We start from the raw sequence: 15,180 nt of genomic DNA, 5'->3' as shown, positions 1-15,180 counted from the left end.
GCGCTGGCGGGAAGTTGGGGCGAGGGTCACCGGGGGCTCCTGGATCGTTTAATGGTGTTCGGAGGGATCATTAAGCTGCGTTTAATGCTCGCTCATGGACGGGCCAGGCTGCTGCTGGCCTGCGGCGGCAGGTCCTGGCCGCGTTCTGCTTCCCAGCCGCCGCCCAGGGCCTGTGCCAGGCTGACCATGGCGCTGAGGCGATCGGCGCGGGCCTGCACTTCCAGCAACTGGGCCGAGAGCAAGCCACGCTGCGCATCGAGCTGTTCCAGATAGGGCGAGTAACCGGCGCGGTAGCGTTTGCGGCTCATGGCCAGGGCTTCGCGCAGGGCCACTTCCTGTTCCTGCACGGCCTGTTGCTGGGCCTGGGCGCCGCGGGCGGCGGCCAGTGCATCCTCCACGTCGCGCCAGGCCCCGAGCACGGCTTTCTGGTAGGCATACGCGGCTTCATCGCGGCGTGCGGCGGTGGCGTCGGCTTGTGCGCGCAGGCGCCCGCCATCCAGCAGCGGCGCCAGGATGCTGCCACCGGCGGAGAAGATCGACAGCGGGTCCGGCAGCAGGTTGGAGCCCACCACGCCGCCGCTGAGGCCGATGCGCAGCGAAGGCATCAGCGCTGCGCGGTCGGCGTCCAGCGTGCGGTCGGCGGCGACCAGTTGCTGTTCGGCCTCGAAGATGTCTGGCCGCTGGCGCAGCAAGGCGGCCGGTTGATCGGGCCGGAACGCAGGCAGCGCCAGCGCCTGCAGGCCGGCACCGGGTGCCACTAGCAGTGCGGGCTGGCCGGCCAGCAGGGCCAGGGCATGTTCATTGCGGCTGATGCTCATGCGGGTGGAGGCGATGAGCTGCTCGGTGGCCGCATATTCGGACTGCGACTGCTCCACCTCGAGCCGGCTGGCGTAGCCCTGCTGGGCGCGTCGCCGTGCCAGTTGCAGGGACTGGGCGCGCATCTCCAGGGTCTGGTCCAGGACTTCCAGGCGGGCCTGCTGTGCGCGCAAGCCGATGTAGGTGCTGGTGGTGGTGGCGATGAGCGCCAGCCGCAAGGTGCTGCGTGCAGCATCGGTGGCCAGCAGGGAGGCGCGGGCGGCGGCATCCAGGTCGACCAGGCGGCCGAAGAGGTCCAGTTCGTAGGACAGCGACAGTTCGGCTTGCCACGCATCCTGGACGCGTGCACGTCCGAAGGCATCGACATCGCCCTGATGCGCGCCCATGCCCGAGGCCGACAACGAAGGCATGCGCTGTGCCGTAGCCAGGCGGCTGGAAGCACGCGCCTGCTGCACGCGTGCAGCGGCCATGGCGAGATCGCTGTTGCCGGCCAGGACCTGCTCCACCAGCTGGTTCAGGACCGGATCCCCGAAGGCTTCCCACCAGCGCGAGAGACTGATGCCCTGGGCGGTGGCCAGCGGCTCGCGCCATTGTGCCGGCAGCGTCACGGCCGCCTGTTCCGGCTGCCCGGGACGCGGGCCGGCACAAGCCGCCAGCACGACGGCCAGCGTCACCAGCGAAATGATTTGCGCGGAGCGGGCAGGGGTGTTCATCGCTTCTGCTCCGCCATGCGGCCGGGATCGACCGTGGCTTCGACCGACATGCCGGGGCGCAGCAGGGCGGCCGAGGCCGCGTCATCGAAGACGATTTTCACGCCGATGCGCTGGGGAATCTTGACGAAGTTGCCGGTGGTGGTATCGGGTTTGATGGCCGCGAATTCCGAGCCTGCTGCGGGCGCCAGCAGCTGCACGCGACCGGACAGGCGCTGACCCCGCAGCGCATCGATGCGCACTTCGGCATATTGCCCCGGGCGTATCGCGGCGGTCTGGGCTTCCTTGAAGTGCGCCACCACCCAGCGTTCGGCCGGCACCAGTTGCAGCAGCTGTGTGCCGTTGGTGACGTACTGGCCCAGGCGCACGCCGACTTCGCTGAGCTGTCCATCCTCGGCAGCGCGGATCACGGTGTTGTCCAGGTCGATCTGCGCCAGCCGCAGTTGCGCATGCGCCGCCTCCACATTGGCCACGAGCGCATCGCGTCCGACCTCGACGGTACGCAGGTCTTGGCGGGCCATGTCCAGGGCGGCACTGGACTGGCGCACCTGGGCCTCGGCCTGGGCATGGGCGGCCAGGTTCTGGTCGCGTTCACGCAGGGCCACCGAACCATCGGAGACCAGCTCATCGACCCGCGCCAGGTCCATACGGGCGCGCTGCAATTGCGCCTGCGCGTTGGCCAGGGCGGCGTCCTGCGCGGTGATGGCAGCCGCGCGGGCACGTTTTGCCTGGGTGGCGTTTTCCAGCTGGGCGATCTGCGCGGCCACGGCGGCCTTGGCCTGTTCCACCCGTGCGGCATAGATGCGGCTGTCGATGCGCACCAGCACCTGGCCGCGCTGCACCTGCTGGTAATCCTTGACGGCGACCTCCACCACATAGCCGCTGACCTGGGGCGCGATCACGGCGGTGCGGCCGCGCACGTAGGCGTTGTCGGTGTGCTGGAGCGGACCGTCGAAGGGCGGCAGATGCCAGCCGTGCAGGATCAGCAGGACGGCAGCGGCCAGCACCACCAGGGCCAGCACCACGCGCAGGCGCGACACCTTGGGCGGCAGGCCTGCGGGGACGGAGGAAGAATTCGCGGGGAGGGGGGTGTTCATGCAGCGTACTCCAGCCGCTGGCGTGCTGCACGCCGACGGCTCCAGGTTTCACAAGCCAGGTAGGCGGCCACGGCCAGGGCGGCCAGCGCCACCAGGCGAAAGACATCGTTGTAGGCCAGCGTGTTGGCTTCGGTCATGAGCGATTGCATCAGTGCGCTGCTGCCTTGCGCCAGCCGTGCGGCGGTCTGCGGATCGGAAGCCAGCAGGCGTTCGGACATCACCTGCGCATGGACCTTGGCCATGATGGTCTGGACGCTGCCGAGCAGGGCGGAACCGGCCAGCCCGCCGATGTTCTGGCTGACGCTGAAGAGGACGATGAAACTGACCAGGTGATCGCCGCCGCGCGCGCTCATCCGCAAAAATCCGAACACCAGCGTGGGACCGACGAAGAGCGTGGTCCCGAAGGCCACCAGCGACTGGCTGAGCATGAGTTGCGGCGGACGGGTCAGGCTGTTGCTGCCGCTGTCGAGCCAGGCGGCCAGGGCGATGCAGAGCGCTGCCACCGCCACTTGCCAGGGCAGGTTGCGTTCTGAGAGCGTGAGTGCGGCCACGATGATGCCGAGGAACATGGCGGCGGTGACGGCGAGGAAGAGTCCATGCAGTTGATCGTTGTTGAGGCCGCCGGCACTGAGCAGGCCAACGGCGCCATAGGTCTGCTCGGCCAGTGCGATGCGGACCAGGAAGGCCACCATGGCGAAGCGTACGATGTCGCCCGTGAGCATCCAGCGCAGTTGCAAGAGCGGGCGTGCGCGTTGGCGCTCGATCATCCAGGCCGCGCCTGCCAGCACCAGTGCGCTGGCCAGTGCCAGGCCCAGCCAGGGGGTATCGGTCCACCACAGGATGCGGCCCAGGCCGAGTACCGCGGAGAGCAGCAGCCCGGCTGGCACCAGCAGCGAGATCGTTACCAGGTCCAAGCCCTCGAAGGCCTGGCTGCGCTCGCTGGGCGGAAGCGGCACCAGGGTCATGGCACCCAGCAACACCAGGGCGATGCACAGTTCGGTCAGCAGCAGTCCTTGCCATTGCGACTCGGCAAGGAAATCCAGCGACATCAGGCGCGCCAGCGGCGGCCCGAATTGCGGCAGGCTCACGCCGACCACCAAGGCCAGCGGCCGGGCCTTGAGCGAGAAGACCTGCAGCAGGTGGTAGATGGTGGTGGTCGTCAGGGCGGCGGCGGCCAGGCCGCAGGCGGCGCGCACCACGATGGCGGCGGCCAGCCCTGGTACGCACAGGTGCAGCAGGGCGGCCAGGGCGTAGGTGGCCAGCAGGGTGAGGGTGACCTGGGGGAAGCCGAATTGCGCGCGCGCCTTGACGAGGATCAGGTTGGCGCAGGCGTTGAAGCCGACGTAGACCGCCGGCAGCAGGCTGGCTTCGGCGGTGTAGAGACCCTGGCCGCCGGCCAGGCTGGCGATGTTGACGTTGACCATGCCATTGCCGAAGGTGGCCCCGATGCCGGCCAGGACGGCGATGGCGGCATAGGCCGCGCGGCGTGCGGGGGCATGCGTGGCGATGTAAGGCGAGCCCGGGAAGGCGGGCGCTTCCGGGGCGGCGGGCGCGGGGCGGTCTGGTAGTCGGTCAACCATGGCAGGGCGGCGCGGCAGAGAGGGGCTAATGGGAACGACGTGTTGCCGCGACTTCGCGAGCGCCTCAGTGCGTGGGCGTGCGGTCGCGGCTTTTTATGGCTGCCATGGTACTGAGCGGTGCTGCTGTTGAGAAACAAAGAATATTTGGGGGCGCTACAAAATTTATTTGTAGGTGTCCCGCGCAGGGACGGCCGGATTGGGGGCGCTGAGCAGGGTATCCGTCGTTTGAGGTATCGTTCAGGGCTTTGGAGGAGATGCCAAATGGACTTGACTAACATCCTGAAATACAAGCACTGGTCGGACCGCCGCATTCTTGATGCGGTCGCTGAACTCACCCAGGAGGAACAACAGCGCGCGTTCGATTTCGCGCGGCAACAGTTGAACCACATGGTCCGGGTGGAGGAATTGTTCCAGGCACGATTGCGCGGGGTGGCCGATCCGCATGATTCCACCAATACCGAGCACCTGCCGGAACTGGCGGAGCTGGATGCCAGGCTGATGGCAGCGAACCAGTGGTTGCAGACCTATGCCGGCAGCCTCACTGACGGTCACCTGAAGGAAAATATTTCCTTTACGTTCGTGGATGGGAAACGCGGAAGGCTCAGTCGCGAGGAAATCCTCTTCCACCTCATCAATCACGGCACTTACCATCGCGGGGCGATTGGCCATGCGCTTGACCTGGCCGTGGGGACGCGTCCTGCCGATACTTACAACGTGTTCATTCATGCTGCTGAACCGGAGAGACGCTAGCCATCAGCAAGGTGCAGCCGGTTTGTGACGCAGGGCTGATCTGCTTTGCGATCCTCGCTTATTGGTAACGTGGGTGACCAAGGTGTTTTTACTTCGTTGCCGCTTCCAGGCGATGCCGGGCGAAAAAATCCACAACCAGCCGGCTGGCATCCGGCCCCGCTGCATTGTAGGAGAGGGTAGTGTCCCCTCCGCTCCAGGCGTGCCCCAGTCCCTCGATCAACACGGATCGGATGATGAGCTTGCGTCCACGAAGATAGTCGCGGGTTGCAACTATCCTGCGCCGAGGGTGTTTTTTGGAGGTGCGCCCGTAGGGCGTTTCCCGGGGAGGCTGCTCGGTCAAGCTCTGCGTGTGATTGAGTAAAAGAAATTGTTCCACCAGCTGGCGCTGATTGATGGGCCGCACGATCTTGTCGTCCGTCCCGCCGATGAGGATCGCAGGTAATGCGCCGGTTCGGGGAAAGCGTGTGAGCGCCCGTTTGGCGGCGGCTGAAGCGCGCAGCGATCCGTGCTGCATCACCGAGTACGCCCCGGCGGCATTGCTGCAGACACCGGAAACCGGCGCGGCATGCAGCGCGACAGCGGCGATGAGTTCGGGATGCGTCAATGCCAGGAGATGTGCCATCGCCGCACCGGCCGAGATTCCGCAGACGTAGACGCGTTGCGGGTCGATGGGATGTGTTTTCAGGATCTCAAAGATCAGGGAGGCCACCGCTGCGACGTCACCTTCGCCCTTCTGGGCGTCCTGTGCGTACCATCGCCAGCACCGGTGAGGATGGGCGCGCAGGGATTGCTCCGGATACAGGACGGCAAAGCCGTGCTTTGCTGCGTGCGCATTCATCCTGGTTCCTTGTGCAAAGTCGGCAGCGTTCTGTTGGCAGCCGTGGAGCATCACGATCAAGGGCAGCCCTGAAGGAGCGGGCTTGGGCAGGCAGAGGCGATACTGCAGCGAATGGGTGGTGGCGGGGACGTGATGGAATCCGGCAGTGATCGTGACTTCGGATAAGGATGCGCTGGCTGCACGAGTAGCGGTCTTGGGCTTGCGTGTGGATGAGGTTTTGCTGCGGGGGGAAGCGGGCGAAAGAAAATCGAGAAATTGTTTGCGCTGTACTTTCCTGGCTTTTTTCATGGCCGATAGTCACAGGCGGCTCAGTTTTTTCATCGGGGTGACGCCAGGTGGGTGATGGGCTTTGTTCGACCGTGGCAACTGCACGCTGGTTCTTGCGCGAAAGCCGGAAAGGGCGCAGCGCGCAATGTCGAAACAACAGTCAGATGAGATTGCGATTTGCGCCGTTCACGAGCACTACAGGCTGGCTGCCGTTCATGATTGCTCCTTTTACAGAGACCTTCAATCTCCGCCGGGTTGCGATTGCTTGCGCTAGTTAATCTTTGTCAGGCTGTGCTCATTCGGATCAAACTTTTTAAGCCTTGCCCAACTCTATGCAGGTTTAATCAACATGGAGTATGGCTGCTTTGCAAAGCGCCGATGCAGTCAAAATTGGTGGGTCAATAGGCACTATCAAACAGTTTTTCCTCGACGCAATTGCGCTGCGCTATGAGGCTTCCAAGAACCGAAGCGGCCTTAGGCCAGAAGACTCGCTAGCTGGAAATTCTGAATTGAAGTGCTGGGGAATAATCACGCTGGCGAATCAAATCAATGTCGTCGGAGCTTAGTTCGAACCATTCGCCATTTATTCGTTTATCCTTGAACATCAGGTGGTAAGCCGATTCAGCTTCGATATGGTCGTCAAACCAAACACACAGTGGAATACTATAGGCGATGGGTAGCTTTACTCCAAATGCTCGCATCCGATTCGGAACATTTCGTGTGCGTCCGACTTTGAAGCCGTAGGCGGATTCCAAGACATACACGAAGCCACCACGAGGAGTATTTGTAGGGTTTCCCACTACCTCGATTGGATTTAGCCGTTCAGGTGCAATTCGTCCATTCCTTACGGAGGTTCGTACGGCCGTTTTGAACCCCTTGGGAAGCGATTCTCGCGCGACCATATCCGGGAAATGCCGGGCGAACATTTCGTGCAGGCCATATCCTGGGATTTTCTTTGGAGCGAACGCAAAACCTCCCGGCGCCTTCCAGTAATTGCGACCGCTAGGCGTATCTACCCATATTTCAAGAAATGCCGGCTGCCAAGAGACGACCACCGATTTCGCGGAGGTCTCGCGGATGATGCCAAGCTGTCTGATGAGGCCGGTTTGCGTTCCCTCGTCATAGTCCGCTAAAAGCAATCCATGGCCTGCGCGCGGCGGTGCCGTTTGATTCGCCAGATTTTCTGGCAATAGGAAATACTCTGGTGGAGTCATGTCCATTTCGGACAAGGTGTGTGTGACTTTCCAATACTTAGCAGGTGTCTGAATTGTCATTTAAAGGAGTGGCTCAGAGGACGAGCTATACGTAAATAGGTTTGCCTTGGACTTCCAGGAAAAGCTCTCTATTGTGGACTTGCAAACTCTGTATATCAGAATTAAGCCACAGTGGTCGCCCCCGGCCTCATAGTGATGTTTGCGGTTTCGCAAGGATGCAACGCGGCGTATCACTTTGGAAATTCTTGAAATCTCTCCCCAAGTGCATCACGATTTGGCATCTCCGATGGGCTATTCGGATGCACGATTTCTTTACCATCAAGTGCCTTATATTCAGATGCAATCAACGCTGGCGCCAGCCTTACTTTCAGCTGGCTGTCGATGAATAGCAGCTTTAGGTCGAATAATGTATGGATATCAGCGCGAAGCAATAAACCGTTCGTAACGCTGTAGTTGACCTCTGCTGAGTGTGGGCGAATATGAGCTGCCTCGAGAAGTCCCTCAACTCTGCATCGTGTGACTGCACATTGTTTTCGATAAGCAGCGAGAAGTTTGTCCCGGAACTCGGTCTGGCCGCGTCTGCGCTTGATGGTGCCGAGGACATCTTCCTTCCAAGTATCGTCGCCATCCTCGCTTCCGGGGAGGTTATCTAGGGCATCCGTCGGTTTGATGCCGCGAACAAGGGCGTATTTTCCCGTGTCGTCGTTGTATCGATGGACATACCAGGGAATTGGGTCCAACGCGCGGAATTGAACATGAGAGCTCCCTTCACCTTCCAATTCGCGGTCATGCCTGTTGCCCCTTGCAATGATTACAGAAACCGGCATCCGTCTGTAGTACGAGTCTTTCACGGCGACGTCAAATTCGTCTGCGCGAACGGCTTGTATCAACCCACGGATTTTTTGCGAGTCACTGGTCTGCGAGTTTTTGGCATCGGAACGCAAAAAAGCGGCCAACTCGATCATGCTGTCCGATGTGACGATGTCGTTGCCCTCGACATTGAGGTCGTCGTGCCACAGACAAAGCACATATCCCTCGCGCACGGAGCCAAAGGACCAGTTGTAGCAGTAGCGACCGTTCGCTTTTATGGCACCGGCGGCCTCACCGTTTTCCTTCCAGTGCCATTTCTCAGTAGATACGCCAACCTCGTTCAACAAGTCGTAGATAGTTTCTTTTGTGTTAGGAGCTAGGCTTGCCAGGGTGGCATGCGCAGTGGCGTCTTCTTTTCTAAAAGAAACTTCCTGCCGTTCAAAGCTAACGGAAACTTGGCGCCACCCTGCGGCTTGCCAGAGATGGGCCCAATTGTGTGTGCCTACAGTCTCGTTCGACCACCATGCTTGTTGCTTGTAGGCGCTAGCTGGAAGCGTATCTCCAATAATTCCTTCTATCTCAACGAAGGACATCGTTACCGACTGGGCAGAAAGCCTCGCCAGATGGCGCGCTAGCGCACTATATTTTTTATCTGCCATGCATCCCCCACGATTGCATTTGATTGTTTTTGGAGGCCATCAGTCCTTTTGAATACCGGCATCAGTGATTTGACATAGGCGATTCAGCTGCAGACGGCAGAATGATAGCAGCCGACATTGTTATCTAAAATTAAGTCAATTGCACAGTGAGCGTTACGCTCGTACTTTGCATAGGAGCCAGACGTCGAGAACTTCGACGTCACTACATCGTGTCCGCACTGGAAAATCAGGTGCGAAAAAAAGGCTTTCCTTTAAAAAACGAAAGCCTTTCATTTCTGGCCAACATGAGTTAGCGCTTACCTTATTCCCTCACTCCACCGTCACCGACTTAGCCAAATTCCGCGGCTTATCCACATCCGTCCCCCGCGCCAGTGCCGTGTGATACGACAGCAACTGCAACGGCACCACATGCAGGATCGGCGACAGCACGCCATAGTGTTCCGGCATGCGAATCACATGCAGCCCTTCGGTCGAAGTGATACGCGAATCGCCATCCGCAAACACATAAAGCTGCCCTCCACGCGCACGCACTTCCTGCATGTTGGACTTCAGTTTTTCCACCAGCGCATCATTGGGCGCAATGGTCACCACCGGCATCTGGTCCGTCACCAGCGCCAGCGGACCATGCTTAAGTTCACCGGCGGCATAAGCCTCAGCGTGGATGTAGGTGATCTCCTTGAGCTTGAGCGCACCTTCCAAAGCAATCGGATAATGCAGCCCACGCCCCAGGAAGAGCGCATTCTCACGACGCGCAAAGGCCTCAGCCCAGGCCACGATGGAGGGCTCCAGCGCCAGCACGCTCTGCAGCGCAGCCGGCAGGTGGCGCATCGCCTTCAAGTGTTCGGCTTCCTGTTCTTCGGTCAGCAGCCCGCGCGTCTGCGCCAGCGCCAGCGTCAGCAGGAACAGCGCCGCCAGCTGCGTCGTGAAGGCCTTGGTCGAGGCCACGCCCACTTCTATACCGGCACGCGTGATGTAGGACAGTTCGCATTCGCGCACCATCGCACTGGTGGCCACGTTGCAGATGGTCAGCGTGTGCTGCATGCCCAAACCACGCGCATGCTTCAACGCAGCCAGCGTGTCAGCCGTCTCGCCACTCTGCGAAATGGTCACCACCAACGACTTCGGATTGGGCACGCTGTCGCGATAACGGTATTCGCTGGCGATCTCGACATTGACCGGGATCTTCGCAATCGACTCCAGCCAGTACTTCGCGGTCAAGCCCGCGTAGTAGCTGGTGCCGCAGGCCAGGATCAGGATCGAATCCACTTCCTTGAAGACCTTGTAGGCCTTGTCGCCAAACAGCTCCGGCATGATCCCGACCACACCCTCCAGCGTGTCGGCAATGGCGCGCGGCTGCTCGAAAATTTCCTTTTGCATGTAATGCTGGTACGGGCCCAGTTCCACCGCGCTGGTGTAAGCCTGCACGGTGCGCACTTCGCGCTCGGCCGGGCGGCCAGCCGCGTCGACGATCCACACCTTCTGCAATTGCAGGTCCACCACGTCGCCTTCTTCCAGATAGATGATCTGGTCGGTGGTACCGGCCAGCGCCATCGCATCAGAGGCCACGAAGTTCTGTCCTTCGCCCACGCCCACGATCAGCGGCGAACCCTGGCGCGCTGCCACCACGCGATGCGGTTCGTCGGCGCAGAAGACGGCGATGGCGTAGGCGCCGGTCAGGCGGCGCACGGCCTGCTGCACGGTGTGGAAGAGATCGCCGTCATACATGTGGTCGACCAGGTGGGCGATCACTTCGGTATCGGTCTGGCTCTCGAAGACGTAACCGGCTGCCTGCAATTCGGCGCGCAGTTCGTCATGGTTCTCGATGATGCCGTTGTGGACCAGCGCGATGCGCTCACGCGAGAAGTGCGGGTGCGCATTGTGGGTGGCCGGGGCGCCGTGGGTGGCCCAGCGGGTGTGCGCGATGCCGGTGAAGCCCGACAAACCGCTCTGCGCCACCTGCTGCAGCAGCTCGGCTACGCGCGAGGTGCTGCGCGAACGCTGCAGCTTGCCATCCACATGCAGCGCCACGCCGCAGGAGTCATAGCCACGGTATTCGAGGCGCTTCAGGCCTTCGAGCAGGATGGGAGTGACGTTTTGTTGCGCTACCGCGCCGACGATGCCGCACATGGAATACCTCGCTGGAAAAGATGTGCATGCATCTTAGGCGAGGCGTTATGAAATTAGATTTCTAAAATGTCAGCTATATGAACTAATATTGCTTCATTGGTGAGTGGTGAAATAATATTAAATTATTGGATTAGATTTGGATTTATATGTCATTCAATCTCGCTCACCCTCACGCAATCTCCGGCAATTTCACAAGCTGACGCAGGCACCCATGAAAACCCCCCTCGACCTGGACGACCTCGACCGCCGCATCCTGCAGGCCCTGCAGGCCGATGCCAGCCAGACCAACCAGGAGCTGGCCGCGCAGGTGCATGCCTCGCCGCCGACCTGCCTGCGCCGGGTCAAGCGGCTGGTCGATGCTGGCGTGATCGCACGCCAGGTGGCCTTGCTGGATCCGGCCCAACTGGCCTCCACGCTCACGGCACTGGTCGAGATCACGCTGGACCGCCAGGGCGAGGAAGAGCAGCAAGCCTTCGAGGCCCTGGTGGCGGGGGAGGCGGCGGTGCAGCAGTGCTATCGGGTCTCGCCGGGGCCGGATTTCGTGCTGGTGGTGCTGGTGCGCGACATGCCCGCCTATCACGCCCTGGCGCACCGGCTCTTCGCCTCCCAGCGCAATGTGCGCAATGTGCGCAGCTATTTCTCCATCCACCGCAGCAAGTTCGAGACGGCCATCCCGCTCGGCGCGGCGGCCGAGGCCCCATGAAAAACGGCCGAAACCTTCAGGTTTCGGCCGTGTCGGCTTGTGGATAAGTCAGGAAGTCGTGTTTCAGGGGGCTTTTTCTTTCATATCGCCCTGAAACCACCCCCTCCCGGTTGATTTACCCACAGGCCCAACCATCCGCAGCGCTCACTTCTTGATCTTGACCGGCCGCTGCCATCCCGACAGCGACAGCTGCTTGGCGCGCGACAAGGTCAGCTGGTCGGCCGGGGCATCCTTGGTCAGGGTAGTGCCGGCACCGATGGTGGCACCCTTGCCCACGCGCACCGGGGCGACTAGTTGCGTGTCGCTGCCGATGAAGGCGCCGTCCTCGATGATGGTGCGGAATTTGTTGGCGCCATCGTAGTTGCAGGTGATCACGCCGGCGCCGACGTTGACGCCGCTGCCCACATCCGCATCGCCCACATAGGCCAGGTGATTGGCCTTGCTGCCCACGCCCACGATGCTGTTCTTGACCTCGACGAAGTTGCCGATGTGCACATCCCGCGCCAGTTCGGTACCCGGACGCAGGCGCGCATAAGGCCCGATCTGGGCGCCGTCGCCCACCACCGCATCCTCGATGTGGGTGAAGGGCTTGATGGCCACGCCCGCCCCGATGCGCGCATTGCGGATCACGCAATGGGCGCCGATGCTGCTGCCTTCGCCAATGCTGACCTGGCCTTCGAAGACGCAATTGACGTCGATGCTCACATCGCGCCCGCATTCCAGAGCGCCCCGTACATCGATGCGCGCCGGGTCGGCCAGGGTCACGCCGTTCTCCAGCAGGCGATGAGCGATGTTGCGCTGGTGCACGCGTTCCAGCTCGGCCAGTTGCACCTTGCTGTTCACGCCCAGGGTTTCGGCCACGTCATCGGGCTGGGCCGAGACGACTTCAACGCCATCGGCCACGGCGGCGGCGATCACGTCGGTCAGGTAGTACTCGCCCTGGGCATTGTTGTTGGAGAGCTTCGCAAGCCACTGGCGCAGACGCGCCGTGGGCGCGACGATGATGCCGGTGTTGACTTCGCGAATGCTGCGCTCGGCCTCGCTGGCATCCTTCTGCTCGACGATGCGCGTGATCTTGCCGCCCTCGCGCACGATGCGGCCGTAGCCGGTGGGGTTGTCCAGGGTCACGGTGAGTACGCCCAGCTTGTCCTGGCCGGCCGCATCCAGCAGGCGCTGCAGCGAGGCGGCGGTGGTCAGCGGCACATCGCCATACAGCACCAGCGTGGGCGCGCCATCAACGAGATGCGGTGCGGCTTGCATGACGGCGTGGCCGGTGCCCAGCTGCGGTTCTTGCAGCGCAAAGGACAGGCCCTGGTTGGCGAAGGCCTTGGGTACGGCATCGCCGCCATGGCCGTAGATCACGCACAGTTGCGTGGGCGCCAGCTGGCGCGCGGTATCGATGACATGGCCCAGCAGCGGCTTGCCGGCGAGCGGGTGCAGGACCTTGGGCAGCGAGGATTGCATGCGTTTGCCCATGCCGGCGGCGAGGATGACGATGTTCATGACAAAGAGTTGGAAAATTACTTTAAGGTTAAGAGGCGATCCTGGATCGACGGTTGCCTCCGCGTAGAAGATGGGGTTCCAGAGGGGGGGGAAGGCAGAATGGTCAGAGGTTGCGTTCAGCCTGGATACTGGAGATCTCGTGCTCGTTCTTGGTGATGGCCAACGGCGGGAACGCTACGTAAGACTGGCACTGCGAATAGACGCGGTTCATGGCGATATCGATGCCGTTGTTGAGCATGTTTCTGTTGAGCACGGGGAAGTACAGCATGAAATTGCTCAATGGGAAACACTCCTCTACAAAGCGGGCAGCCCCCTTCGGACTGATAGTGTAGGCGGGTGTGCCAAAGCATTTGTCCAGTGGCAGCAGTACAGGAGTTTGCGTCGACTGCTGGAATTCCAGTGTCTTTTGGCGGAGCTGGTTCTGGTCGAACACCATGACGGCATGGGAAATCCCCGGCATGGCATTGGTCGACAAAATGGAATCGAAATTCCAGGCCCATACCAGGATGTCCCAATCCGCTGGCGCGTTGGCAATGATCTGTTGCTGTTGTTGATGGAAATCATGCCGAAAGATGGCATCATCCTCGGCCACGGTCACCGGCTGTTGCGTATCGATGGCCTCGAACCAGGCGGCCAAGTGAGACAGCGCGCAACCCAGCGCGCCTTTGGAATACTTAAGGTCGGGGGCAAAAAGATTACGGTTGCCAAGCACGTCCGCAGCAATCTGGGTGCCTCTGACCGCGTTGATGATTTCGTAGTCGAGGTGCTGATTTTGCTTGGCAAAGCTTGCTCTTCTGGCGTGAGCGTCGTCCAAGCTGATTACACGAACCGGTGTCATGGCAAGACCTTTGTTGATGTTCTACGACGTACGACTAAACCCGCAGGTATGGTCAGCTTTCACGGGATTCAATGCAAACCGCAGCCATATTTTGTGGAGCAATCACCGATGTACGAGAGAAAGCAGGGCCTGGCATTGCTACCGCCTCAAAACGTGCGTTCCTAAGAAGAATTCGACCTAAATGCACTACGCATAAGCTTGCCGTTGTTAATTTCGCGGGCGCTTGATTTTCAAACGCTGAAGTTATTGTAAGAAGAAGGTATATGAGGTTAACTAGTCCATATCCACTTTCGCGAAAATAACTAGAAGTGGCTCGCTATCTTAATTCAAAGGAGGGTGATCAATCATGAGCGCAGTAGGTGACTTGAAAAGGGATGGCTATATCATCCTCAAAAATTATATTCCTCAAAGCGATTTGAACACCTGCATACAACGCCTTGAATCCCTATATGCCGACCATTGGAGCAGTGCGGACGTCGTCGCAAAGGCCGCTCCGATCGGCATTCAAAACCTGATAAAAAACGATCGGGTCATCAATAACGTTTTTCTCTATGACGATATTTTCCTCCGATTGGCCAGTACAGGGGTTCACCGGGATATTATCGGCGCACTGTTCAACGATATCCACTACCGGTGTATTCCGGAAAACGAGCACAATTATATTCTGAGTCAGTTCAATGCACGTGATGGGCAGTCGGCCTTGCCGTTTCATGTTGACGTGAGGTTGCAGATCGGCAATGAGAAGACTTGGTCTCTCCAATGTCTGCTTTCTGTCGATAAACTGGATGCGGAGAATGGAGCGCTCCGGGTGAGGCCTGGCAGCCATCTGGATGATGGCATGCCCGACTCGAAGCGGGATTACGACGATAGCGTGACGTTGGAAACGGACCCCGGCGATCTGATCATTTTTTATTCCAATTTGCATCATGCGACCTGCCCGAATCGCTCGGCCCGGCGTGGCTGGACGCTCCTTCTTACCTACAGAGCCTGGTGGTGCAAGCAGCAATTCGATATCTGGGGAATGATGAAAAACAAGGCTCACCATCTCACCAAGCAGCAACAGCTTCTGCTCGGAGGCTGTTCTGTTCCAAGCACGGATCCCTATTCCAGTCTCTCTCTAAGGACAGGGTATGAGGCTTTGGAGAAGTGATCGGCGGCCCTAGATAGCCAGGAAAAAAAGCTTCGCCGCCTGGAATGAAGAATCAGGCGCCGAGCTATTTTGCCTGACCACGATCACAGCAGGCGGGGCCATAGCTCTGGCGCCGTCC

12 protein-coding genes are annotated in these 15,180 nt (G+C 60.4%); 3 read left to right on the top strand and 9 right to left on the bottom strand.

What is annotated here, in order from left to right:
• Positions 1-92 precede the first annotated feature (92 nt).
• Genes ACLRDN_RS22950 through ACLRDN_RS22940 form a run of 3 tightly spaced genes read right to left on the bottom strand, consistent with a single transcriptional unit; the run spans position 93 to position 4,203 of the window.
• Positions 93-1,529, bottom strand: a complete 1,437-nt coding sequence (locus tag ACLRDN_RS22950; protein WP_413458145.1) for an efflux transporter outer membrane subunit — start codon at positions 1,527-1,529, stop codon at positions 93-95.
• Positions 1,526-2,623: an HlyD family secretion protein gene (locus ACLRDN_RS22945; RefSeq protein ID WP_413458144.1), complete on the bottom strand. Its 1,098-nt coding sequence runs from the start codon at positions 2,621-2,623 to the stop codon at positions 1,526-1,528. Before ACLRDN_RS22945 ends, ACLRDN_RS22950 begins: the two co-directional genes overlap by 4 nt.
• Positions 2,620-4,203, bottom strand: a complete 1,584-nt coding sequence (locus ACLRDN_RS22940) for an MFS transporter (protein ID WP_413458143.1) — start codon at positions 4,201-4,203, stop codon at positions 2,620-2,622. Before ACLRDN_RS22940 ends, ACLRDN_RS22945 begins: the two co-directional genes overlap by 4 nt.
• Before the next feature lie 261 nt (positions 4,204-4,464).
• On the opposite strand from ACLRDN_RS22940, the gene ACLRDN_RS22935 reads away from it, so the two are divergent.
• Positions 4,465-4,953: a DinB family protein gene (locus ACLRDN_RS22935; RefSeq protein WP_413458142.1), complete on the top strand. Its 489-nt coding sequence runs from the start codon at positions 4,465-4,467 to the stop codon at positions 4,951-4,953.
• An 88-nt stretch (positions 4,954-5,041) separates the two neighbouring features.
• Here the strand turns inward: ACLRDN_RS22935 and ACLRDN_RS22930 are convergent, their stop codons facing one another.
• From ACLRDN_RS22930 to glmS, 4 genes are all read right to left on the bottom strand, one after another.
• Positions 5,042-6,079: an alpha/beta hydrolase family esterase gene (locus ACLRDN_RS22930; protein WP_413458141.1), complete on the bottom strand. Its 1,038-nt coding sequence runs from the start codon at positions 6,077-6,079 to the stop codon at positions 5,042-5,044.
• A gap of 470 nt (positions 6,080-6,549) precedes the next feature.
• Positions 6,550-7,272 carry a GIY-YIG nuclease family protein gene (locus ACLRDN_RS22925; protein WP_413458140.1) on the bottom strand — a complete coding sequence of 241 codons (723 nt, stop codon included), beginning with the start codon at positions 7,270-7,272 and terminating at the stop codon, positions 6,550-6,552.
• 230 nt (positions 7,273-7,502) lie between these two features.
• Positions 7,503-8,741 carry an HNH endonuclease gene (locus ACLRDN_RS22920; protein WP_413458139.1) on the bottom strand — a complete coding sequence of 413 codons (1,239 nt, stop codon included), beginning with the start codon at positions 8,739-8,741 and terminating at the stop codon, positions 7,503-7,505.
• A gap of 309 nt (positions 8,742-9,050) precedes the next feature.
• The gene (glmS, locus tag ACLRDN_RS22915; RefSeq protein WP_413458138.1) at positions 9,051-10,868 is read right to left on the bottom strand and encodes a glutamine--fructose-6-phosphate transaminase (isomerizing); all 1,818 of its coding nucleotides are present in this window, start codon (positions 10,866-10,868) and stop codon (positions 9,051-9,053) included.
• Positions 10,869-11,079: 211 nt separating this feature from the next.
• Here glmS and ACLRDN_RS22910 point away from each other — a divergent pair, with 211 nt between their 5' ends.
• The gene (locus tag ACLRDN_RS22910) at positions 11,080-11,571 is read left to right on the top strand and encodes an Lrp/AsnC family transcriptional regulator (protein ID WP_413458137.1); all 492 of its coding nucleotides are present in this window, start codon (positions 11,080-11,082) and stop codon (positions 11,569-11,571) included.
• 144 nt (positions 11,572-11,715) lie between these two features.
• Here the strand turns inward: ACLRDN_RS22910 and glmU are convergent, their stop codons facing one another.
• Both glmU and ACLRDN_RS22900 read right to left on the bottom strand, forming a co-directional pair.
• Positions 11,716-13,074 carry a bifunctional UDP-N-acetylglucosamine diphosphorylase/glucosamine-1-phosphate N-acetyltransferase GlmU gene (gene glmU / locus ACLRDN_RS22905; protein ID WP_413458136.1) on the bottom strand — a complete coding sequence of 453 codons (1,359 nt, stop codon included), beginning with the start codon at positions 13,072-13,074 and terminating at the stop codon, positions 11,716-11,718.
• A 103-nt stretch (positions 13,075-13,177) separates the two neighbouring features.
• The gene (locus ACLRDN_RS22900; protein WP_413458135.1) at positions 13,178-13,912 is read right to left on the bottom strand and encodes a glycosyltransferase family 25 protein; all 735 of its coding nucleotides are present in this window, start codon (positions 13,910-13,912) and stop codon (positions 13,178-13,180) included.
• Positions 13,913-14,258: 346 nt separating this feature from the next.
• Between ACLRDN_RS22900 and ACLRDN_RS22895 the strand changes: the two genes are divergently transcribed.
• Positions 14,259-15,062 (top strand): phytanoyl-CoA dioxygenase family protein, encoded by an 804-nt coding sequence (locus ACLRDN_RS22895; protein WP_413458134.1) that lies wholly within the window; start codon positions 14,259-14,261, stop codon positions 15,060-15,062.
• Positions 15,063-15,180 lie beyond the last annotated feature (118 nt).

This window comes from Herbaspirillum huttiense (assembly GCF_047300815.1).
In the GTDB taxonomy this organism is placed as follows: Bacteria; Pseudomonadota; Gammaproteobacteria; order Burkholderiales; family Burkholderiaceae_D; genus Herbaspirillum; species Herbaspirillum huttiense_A.
Note: the sequence above shows the minus strand (reverse complement) of the source record. Positions and strands in the feature narration are given on the sequence as shown.